The organism is Streptomyces sp. AC627_RSS907 (assembly GCF_019049165.1).
The window spans coordinates 102,081-110,082 of sequence record NZ_JAGMUE010000051.1 but is presented as its reverse complement, the minus strand read 5'-3'; the positions used below and the strand labels follow the sequence as shown (position 1 = coordinate 110,082).

At 73.3% G+C, this 8,002-nt stretch carries 7 protein-coding genes; 3 read left to right on the top strand and 4 right to left on the bottom strand.

Translation table 11 applies throughout. From position 1 onward, the window contains the following. Positions 1-1,448, top strand: a 1,448-nt coding sequence (locus tag KUM32_RS43455) for a response regulator (protein WP_374227513.1), incomplete at its 5' end; no start/stop codon positions are given. An 18-nt stretch (positions 1,449-1,466) separates the two neighbouring features. Here the strand turns inward: KUM32_RS43455 and KUM32_RS14275 are convergent. Beyond that, on the bottom strand, positions 1,467-2,045 hold the full coding sequence (locus tag KUM32_RS14275; protein WP_217142234.1) for a TetR family transcriptional regulator: 579 nt from the start codon (positions 2,043-2,045) through the stop codon (positions 1,467-1,469). Positions 2,046-2,180: 135 nt separating this feature from the next. On the opposite strand from KUM32_RS14275, the gene KUM32_RS14270 reads away from it, so the two are divergent. Then, positions 2,181-3,407 carry an MFS transporter gene (locus tag KUM32_RS14270; RefSeq protein ID WP_217142233.1) on the top strand — a complete coding sequence of 409 codons (1,227 nt, stop codon included), beginning with the start codon at positions 2,181-2,183 and terminating at the stop codon, positions 3,405-3,407. 168 nt (positions 3,408-3,575) lie between these two features. Here the strand turns inward: KUM32_RS14270 and KUM32_RS14265 are convergent, their stop codons facing one another. From KUM32_RS14265 to KUM32_RS14255, 3 genes are all read right to left on the bottom strand, one after another. After that, a complete protein-coding gene (locus KUM32_RS14265) occupies positions 3,576-5,252 on the bottom strand; it encodes a long-chain fatty acid--CoA ligase (protein WP_217142232.1) in 1,677 nt (558 codons plus the stop codon). A gap of 136 nt (positions 5,253-5,388) precedes the next feature. Then, positions 5,389-5,970: a SigE family RNA polymerase sigma factor gene (locus tag KUM32_RS14260; RefSeq protein WP_217142231.1), complete on the bottom strand. Its 582-nt coding sequence runs from the start codon at positions 5,968-5,970 to the stop codon at positions 5,389-5,391. A 328-nt stretch (positions 5,971-6,298) separates the two neighbouring features. Further along, the gene (locus tag KUM32_RS14255) at positions 6,299-6,625 is read right to left on the bottom strand and encodes a hypothetical protein (RefSeq protein WP_217142230.1); all 327 of its coding nucleotides are present in this window, start codon (positions 6,623-6,625) and stop codon (positions 6,299-6,301) included. A 398-nt stretch (positions 6,626-7,023) separates the two neighbouring features. Between KUM32_RS14255 and KUM32_RS14250 the strand changes: the two genes are divergently transcribed. Continuing rightward, positions 7,024-7,890, top strand: a complete 867-nt coding sequence (locus KUM32_RS14250) for a bifunctional DNA primase/polymerase (protein WP_217142229.1) — start codon at positions 7,024-7,026, stop codon at positions 7,888-7,890. Positions 7,891-8,002 lie beyond the last annotated feature (112 nt).

The following is an 8,002-nucleotide window of genomic DNA, read 5'->3' as shown; positions in this document are numbered from 1 at the left end:
CCCCCGCCCCGCAGCCGTGGCCCGCCGCGGCGGACACCTCGGGCGCCGGCACCCCCGTACCGCCGGGCGGAGTCGCCGGTGGGGTGCCGACCGCGCCCCCCGCCCCGGCACCGCCGCGGGGCGCCCCCGCCTCCACGCCGAGCCGGGGCACCCCGTTGCCGCCGGAGAACGCCCCGGCGGCCCCGCGCGCCGCGCAGCCCCTGCCCGCCGAGTCCTCCGCCCCGGTCGACCCGAACTCGACGCAGGGCCGGGCCATCAGCGTGCGGACGCTGGGCCAGGGGGTGCCGTTCAACCGGCAGGCGCTCCAGGTGCAGCAGCAGTCGCCCCTGCCCGCGCCTCCTCAGCCGTCGGCCACCCCCGCCCCGCACCAGCCCGGCGGCTCCGGCCGGCGCCGCAAGCTGGGCACGCCTCCCGCCCCGGCCTCCTCGCACCCGGAGCAGACGGCCCGTCCGCACCCCTCGGCCGAGCAGTCGTCCCCCGCCACGCGCGCGACGGCACAGTCGCAGCCCCAGCCCCAACCGCCGGGCCAGGGTCAGGTCCAGCCGCCCCTGACCGGCGGACAGCCCCGGCGCGTACCGGCGACCGAGGGCGCCGGGCGGTCGTACGCCATAGGCGCGCCGGACAGGAACGCCGCCGAGGGGCCCGAACCGCTGGACGGTCCCGGCGGTGCCGTCGAGGTGGCGGACCCGCCGCGTCCGCAGCCGATGGACGACGAGCTGCCGCCGGAGCCGCTGGACAACCCGCGCCGGCTGCTGGTGTGGCCCGCACCGGACGTCTCCACGCAGCAGGCGCTCAGCGACCGCGGCTACCGGCCGGTGATCGTGAACTCGCGTGAGGAGGTCGACGCGCAGATCGCGGCGTTCCCCGCCGCACTGTTCGTGGACCCGCTCACCGGGCCGATCACCCGTACGGCGCTCCAGTCGCTGCGGCAGGCGGCGGTGGCGGCCGAGGTGCCGGTGCTGGTCACGGCCGGGCTCGGGCAGGCCTCGCGCGACGCGGCCTACGGCGCCGACCCCGCCGTACTGCTGAAGGCGCTCGCTCCGCGGGACAGCGAGCAGCACCCGCCGCGTGTGCTGCTGATCGAGGAGCACGCGGAGATCGCGCTGGCCCTGACCACGACGCTGGAACGGCGGGGCATGCAGGTGGCACGCGCGGCGAGCGACGCCGACGCCGTGACGCTGGCGGAGCAGTTCCGGCCGAACCTGGTCGTGATGGACCTGATGCAGGTGCACCGGCGCCAGGAGGGCTTCGCCGGGATCGTCGACTGGCTGCGTGCGAACGGCCGGCTCAACCGCACCCCGCTCGTCGTCTACACGGCCGCCGTCGACCAGGCCGACCTGCCGCGGCTCGCCTCGGGCGAGACCGTGCTGTTCCTGGCCGAGCGTTCCACCAGCGTCGAGGTGCAGTCGGGCATCGTGGAGCTGCTGTCGCGGATCGGGACCAACTGACGCCGCTGCGGACGTGCTCTAGACGGAGACGATGCTGCGCGCCGCCTTCTTGATCGAGGCGCGCAGCCGGTCGGCGTCCGTGTCCTCGCCGCCGACCAGGATGCGCTTCATCTGGGGCATGACGACCGCCCAGTTGGCCAGGGCGACCAGCAGGAAGAGGAGGTCGGGGGCGGGGATGGCGTCGGTGACCACGCCCCGTGCCTGGCCGTCCCGGACGGCGGCGACCTTGCGGGCGTAGTGCGCCTGGCGTTCGGCCTCGTGCGGCAGCTCGGCGGTGCCGTACTCCATGCCCTCCCAGAAGAGGAGGCGCAGTACCTCGGGGTGGGCGTCGTGGTAGTCCAGCAGGCGGTCGATCCAGCCCTCGACGTCGTCCGGGTCGACGGGGACGGAGACCGCGAGGTCGAGCATCTTCTTCTCGAGGACGGTCGCGAACAGCTCGCTCTTGTTGCCGTAGTAGGCGTAGATCAGCTGCTTGTTGGCCTTGGCCTCGGTCGCGATGCGGTCGATGCGGGCACCGGCGATGCCGTACCGGGCGAACTCGGCGACCGCCGCCTCGAAGATGCGGGCCTTGGTGGCCTCGGGGTCCCTTGCTGCCATGGGGACAGGGTAGCGGTGCGAGCCACATAACCAACTGTTTGGTTGACAGGGTCGGGGAATGCGGGTCAGACTCCGGGAGTTGTTACCAACCAACCAGTTAGTTGTTAGTGTGCGCTCGAAGGAGTCGCTCCGCTGATGTCCTCATCATCGCCCGCAGCCGCTCGAACCGGGCTCGAACCGGGCCCCGTACGGCCCTCCCCCGATCCGTCCGCGGCCACGTCCCGGCTCTTCCTCCCCCTGATCGCCCTCTGCACCGCCGTGACGGCCGCCAACATCTACCTCGCGGCGCCGCTGCTCCCCCTCATCGCCCGCGACTTCGGCTCCACCTCCTCGGCGGTGGCCTGGCTCGCCTCGGTCGCGCAGTTCGGGTACGCGGCCGGCCTGCTCTTCTTCGCCCCGCTCGGGGACAGCGTGAACCGGCGCCGCCTGGTCGCCGTCCTCTCCCTGGTCGCCGCGGCGGCCCTGGTCGCCGGCGCCCTGTCGGCCGGGACGGGCGCGCTCGCCGGCGCCGTGCTGGTCGCCTCCGCCGCGACCGTCGTACCGCAGTTGCTGGTACCGCTGGTCGCGGCGCGCGCCCCCGCCGAGCGCCGGGCCCGTCATGTGGCCGCCGTCATCGCGGGCCTGTTCACCGGCGTCGTGGCGGCCCGGGTGCTCGGCGGGCTGGCCGGGCAGGCCTTCGGCTGGCGCGTGGTGTTCGTGGGCGCGGCCGTGCTGACCGCCGCGCTCGGCCTGGCCACGGCGTACGTGCTCCCCGCGGAGCGGCGGCGGCGTCAGGGCCCGCTCCTCGCCGGCCTCGCCGCACTGCCCGGTGTGGTGCGCCACTCGCCGGACCTGTGGCGCGCGTGCGTACGGCAGGCGGGGATGTACGGCGCCTGGAGTGCCCTGTGGACCTCGCTGGCGCTGCTGCTGACCGGGGACGACGGATACGGCATGAGCACCGCCGCGGCCGGCCTGTTCGGCCTGTTCGGGCTCGCGGCGAGTGTCGTCGCGCCGCTCGCGGGCGGCCTGGTCGACCGGTTCGGCGCCGCCAAGGTCGTACGGTCCGCGTATCTGCTCGCCGCCGTGTCGGTGCCGCTGTTCTGGCTGGGCGGGCAGGCGATGGCGGCCCTGTGCGCGGCGGCGGTCCTGGTGCACGCCGCCCTGGTCGCCTCCCACGTCGCCAACCAGACCCTCGCCCTGACCACCACCTCCGCCCCGGCCACCGCCAACACGGCGTACGTGGTGGCCGGCTTCGCGGGCGGCGCCCTGGCCTCGGCCCTCGCGGGGCCCGCGTTCGGCCACTGGGGCTGGGGCGGGGTGTCCGCGGTGGCGGGAGCGTGGCTGGTGCTGGGGTGGACGGCGACGGCCGTACGGAAGCGGTGAGCACCGGCCGGGCGGAAGGGGTGAGCACCCGCCGTACGGAAGGGGTGAGCACCGGCCGGGCGGAAGCGGTGAGCACCGGCCGTGCGGAAGCCCAGCGACTCCCGCACGGAACGGAAGGCGGACGTGCCGGGCGGGTGGGTGCCGCCCGGCACGAGCGCGCGGTGCGGGTCAGAGCAGGGTGACGTCCAGCGCCCCGTCGGCGTACTGCCTGCGCAGCACCTTCTTGTCGAACTTGCCGACGCTGGTCTTCGGCACCGCCTCGATGACCGTCCAGCGCTCCGGGAGCTGCCACTTGGCGATCCTGCGCTCCTCGGCGAGGAAGGTGCGCAGGGCGGCGAAGCCGACGCTCGAGCCCTCCTTGAGGACGACGGTGGCCAGCGGGCGCTCGCCCCACCTGTCGTCGGGGACGGCGACGACGGCGGCCTCGGCGACGTCCGGGTGGGACATGAGCGCGTTCTCCAGCTCGACGGAGGAGATCCACTCGCCGCCGGACTTGATGACGTCCTTGGCGCGGTCGGTGAGGGTGAGGAACCCGTCGGGGGAGATGGTGCCGACGTCACCGGTCTTCAGCCAGCCGTCCTCGCTGAACTTGTCGGCGGGACGCAGCGGCTCGGCGCCGGGACCGTTGTAGTAGGCGCCGGCGATCCAGTTGCCGCGGACCTCCAGCTCGCCGGCGGACTCGCCGTCCCAGGGGAGGCGCTCGCCGCCGGGACCGGTGAGGCGGGCCTCGACGCCGGCCGGGAAACGGCCCTGCGTGAGGCGGTACGCGAACTCCTCCGGCGTCCCGACCACGTGCGCGGGCGGCCTGGCGACCGTGCCGAGCGGAGAGGTCTCCGTCATGCCCCAGGCATGGCAGACCCGCATGCCGAGCTGGTCGAAGGCCTCCATCAGGGACGGGGGACAGGCGGAGCCGCCGATGGTGACCTGGGTGAGGGACGAGACGTCCCGGGGCGTCACGGTCAGCTCGGCGAGCAGGCCCTGCCAGATCGTGGGGACGGCGGCGGCGTGCGTCGGCCGCTCGCTCTCGATCATCGCCGCGAGCGGCGCGGGCTGGAGGAAGCGGTCCGGCATCAGCATGTTGACGCCGGTCATGAAGGTGGCGTGCGGCAGCCCCCAGGCGTTGACGTGGAACTGCGGGACCACCACCAGGGTGGTGTCCTGGTCGGTCAGGCCCATCGACTGGGCCATGTTGACCTGCATGGAGTGCAGGTAGACCGAGCGGTGGCTGTAGACCACGCCCTTGGGGTCGCCGGTGGTGCCGGAGGTGTAGCACATGGCGGCGGCGGCCCGCTCGTCCAGCTCGGGCCAGTCGTACGTGGCCGGCTTCCCGGCGATCAGGTCCTCGTACTCGTGCACCCGGACGGACGCCCCGTCCAGCAGCGAGCGGTCGCCCGGTCCGGTGACGACGACGTGCTCGACCGTCTTCAGGTGCGGCAGCAGCGGGGCCAGCAGCGGCAGCAGCGAGCCGTTGGCGATCACGACCCGGTCGGCCGCGTGGTTCACGATCCAGGCCAGCTGCTCGGGCGGGAGGCGGAGGTTGAGGGTGTGGAGGACCGCGCCCATGGAGGGGATCGCGAAGTAGGCCTCGACGTGCTCCGCGTTGTTCCAGGCGAGGGTCGCCACGCGTTCGTCGCCCTGGACCGCGAGGTCCTCGCGCAGGGCGTGCGCGAGTTGCGCGGCGCGGGCGCCGATCTCGGCGAAGGACCGGCGGTGCGGCTCGTCCTCGCCGGTCCAGGTGGTCACCTGCGAGCTGCCGTGGATCGTCGACCCGTGGGTGAGGATCCTGGAAATCAGCAGCGGTACGTCCTGCATCGTGCTCAGCACGGTGTCCTCCCGGGGCGACATTGCCTACGCGGTGGCAAGGGATGCGCTGATTCTGCGCACATACCGCGCGGTATGTCACTACTCCCGGCCGATCGATCAGCCCGCGAAGCCCTACAGGATCACTCGCCGAAGGCGACTATAGGGAGCATGTGGGGCATTACCGGGCAATCCCCAGCTCAGGGTCTTCGCGCAGCTTGCCCAGCGCCCGGGACACCGCCGACTTCACCGTGCCCACGGAGACTCCGAGCACGTCGGCCGTCTGGGCCTCGCTGAGGTCCTCGTAGTACCTGAGGACGACCATCGCCCGCTGCCGGGCGGGCAGCTTCATGATCGCCCGCCACATGGCGTCGTGCAGCGCCTGCCGCTCCGCCGGGTCGTCACCACCGGGCGCGGGCTCCGGCTCGGGCAGCTCGTCGCAGGCGAACTCGTCGACCTTGCGCTTGCGCCACTGCGACGTCCTGGTGTTCAGCAGCGCCCGGCGCACATAGCCGTCCAGCGCACGATGGTCCTCGATGCGCTCCCAGGCCACGTACGTCTTGGTGAGCGCGGTCTGCAGCAGGTCCTCCGCGTCGCTCGGGTTCGCGGTCAGCGACCGGGCGGTACGCAGCAGCACCGGCTGGCGGGCCTTCACGTACGACGAGAACGACGGGTACGGGAAGGTCTGCGTCCTTGCCGTGGCCAGGGCCGGGGCCTTGGCCGGGGCGGCTTCCGAAGCGCTGGTGCAGACGGGTGCGGTCATGCCTCAACGCTATGAGCGCGGGGGTGTCCGGCGGATCGGCCGCAGGTCCCGAAGCAGAGTCCGCCTCAGGTTGTAGGGGTGGTGCTGACCCCACCTCCTGTAGGTGGACGAGGGGAGCAGAGGTACTGCGGGTTCGACCCTGAGGGCGGCCCCCGGATCGTACGCGGAGGCAGCCTTTCCGCCGAACCGCACGGGGACGTCCGTACGCGAACACGCCTGGGCGGCGGTACCGGAGCACCGCCGCCCAGACGCCTTGCGACCCCATGAAGCACACCCGCACGGAGACTGAGGGGCCGGTGCCGGAGCGCACCCGCACCGGCCCCTCAGCTCACCACCACAGCGGGGAGAAGCTGACGGCCACGTTGTCGTTGCCCTGGTTGATGGGCGTGAACGCGGAACCGTCGACCTGCGCGGTGTTGCTCTGGTTCGAGGCGCCCGAGCCGACCGCCTGCTGCTGCGTGGTGGACGAGTTGCCGTTGTTGTCGTCGCCGACACCGCTTCCGATGATGCCCGCGGAGGCCTCGGCAGCGGTCGCGTTGGATCCGTCGTCCGCGAAGGCACCGTTGTCCGCCACCGCCACGCCACCGAAGAGGGCGGCGGCGAGCGGAAGGGCGGCGACGGCGGCGACGGCACGGGCGGTACGGATGCTTGCCATGTGTTCCTCCAGAACAAGTGCGCTCCGGCTTGTGGCCGACAGCGCGGTGAGTACGGGAACTGCGTGAAGTGTGAAGTTGCGTGAAGCGCTGTGAAACATGGTTCGCGCCAAGGCAGTTGGCCGGCCGCCCGGACGCTGTGCACGACGTCGCGTGATCAGGGTTGCCCACCGATCACCGGCGAACCACCTCGCACCCCCTGATTCGCCCTCAAGCGTGAGGACAAGCCGATAAACCCCTTTGCTTCACTTCCACCTCACCCCTGAGCAGTGCGGACAGCTCCACCCCAAGCACCGCAAGAGGTGAAGCGTTCCGGCACTGCCCCCGTTCCCCCCGCCACCCCGGCGCGCCGCATACACCCTCCCTTCCTTTTTTCGAACGTACGTACGAAACTAATCCCATGGCCACCTCCGACCGGCAGGCCACGACGCTGGCCCTCGCACACGCCCTGTCAGCCGCCGAACGCGGACTGGCCGTCATCCCCCTGGCCCGGACGAAGCTCCCGGCACTGCGCTCCCCCCACCGCGACGACCGGTCGCCGGCCCGCTGCCACGGCGAGTGCGGCCGCCTCGGCCACGGCGTCCACGACGCCTCCACCGACCCGTCCCGCATCCGGGAACTGTTCGCCGCCGCCCCCTGGGCCACGGGCTACGGCATCGCCTGCGGCCTGCCCCCGCACCACCTCATCGGCGTGGACCTGGACACCAAGTCGGAGACGGACTCCTCGGCCGCCCTGCGCGAGCTGGCCCTGCGGCACCTGTTCACGATCCCGCCCACGGTCGTCGTCCTGACCCCCAGCGGAGGCCGTCACCTCTGGCTCAGCGGCCCGCCGGACGCGGTCGTCCCCAACTCGGCCGGCCGCCTCGCCCCCGGCATCGACATCCGGGGCGCCGGCGGCTACCTGGTCGGCCCCGGCTCCCTCACCCGCCACGGCACCTACACCACCGCGCCCGGCACCTCCCACCTGGCGCCCGCGGCCTGCCCGCCCGCGCTCCTGCGCCTCCTGCTCCCGCCGCCCCGCGCTCACCGGACCGTCTCCGCCGCGACCGACTCACACGGCCAGGGACTCGTCCAGTTCGTCCTCGCAGCCCACGAGGGCCAGCGCAACACCCGCTTGTTCTGGGCGGCCTGCCGCGCCTACGAGGGCGGCATCGGCGCGGCTCTCGCGGCCCCCTTGACCGAGGCGGCGCTCGCCACGGGCCTGCCCGAGCGCGAGGCCCGCGCGACCATCGCGTCCGCGGCCCGCATGACCGGCCACCAGCCGTGACGCCACCAGTCCTCGGCCCCCCGGCCCGCGGTCTCCGGTCTCCGACGTCTCCGGTCTTCAGCCCTCCGCCCACACGACCGGGCGGGGGCGTCTCCCCTCCGCGTCCCCCGTA

Bases quoted from the DNA above. Each gene is read 5' to 3' on its own strand.
- KUM32_RS14260 (WP_217142231.1), bottom strand. From the start codon at position 5,970: ATGACCGCACCCGTCTGCACCAGCGCTTCGGAAGCCGCCCCGGCCAAG.
- KUM32_RS14275 (WP_217142234.1), bottom strand. From the start codon at position 2,045: ATGGCAGCAAGGGACCCCGAGGCCACCAAGGCCCGCATCTTCGAGGCG.
- KUM32_RS14265 (WP_217142232.1), bottom strand. From the start codon at position 5,252: ATGTCGCCCCGGGAGGACACCGTGCTGAGCACGATGCAGGACGTACCG.
- KUM32_RS14270 (WP_217142233.1), top strand. From the start codon at position 2,181: ATGTCCTCATCATCGCCCGCAGCCGCTCGAACCGGGCTCGAACCGGGC.
- KUM32_RS14250 (WP_217142229.1), top strand. From the start codon at position 7,024: ATGGCCACCTCCGACCGGCAGGCCACGACGCTGGCCCTCGCACACGCC.
- KUM32_RS14255 (WP_217142230.1), bottom strand. From the start codon at position 6,625: ATGGCAAGCATCCGTACCGCCCGTGCCGTCGCCGCCGTCGCCGCCCTT.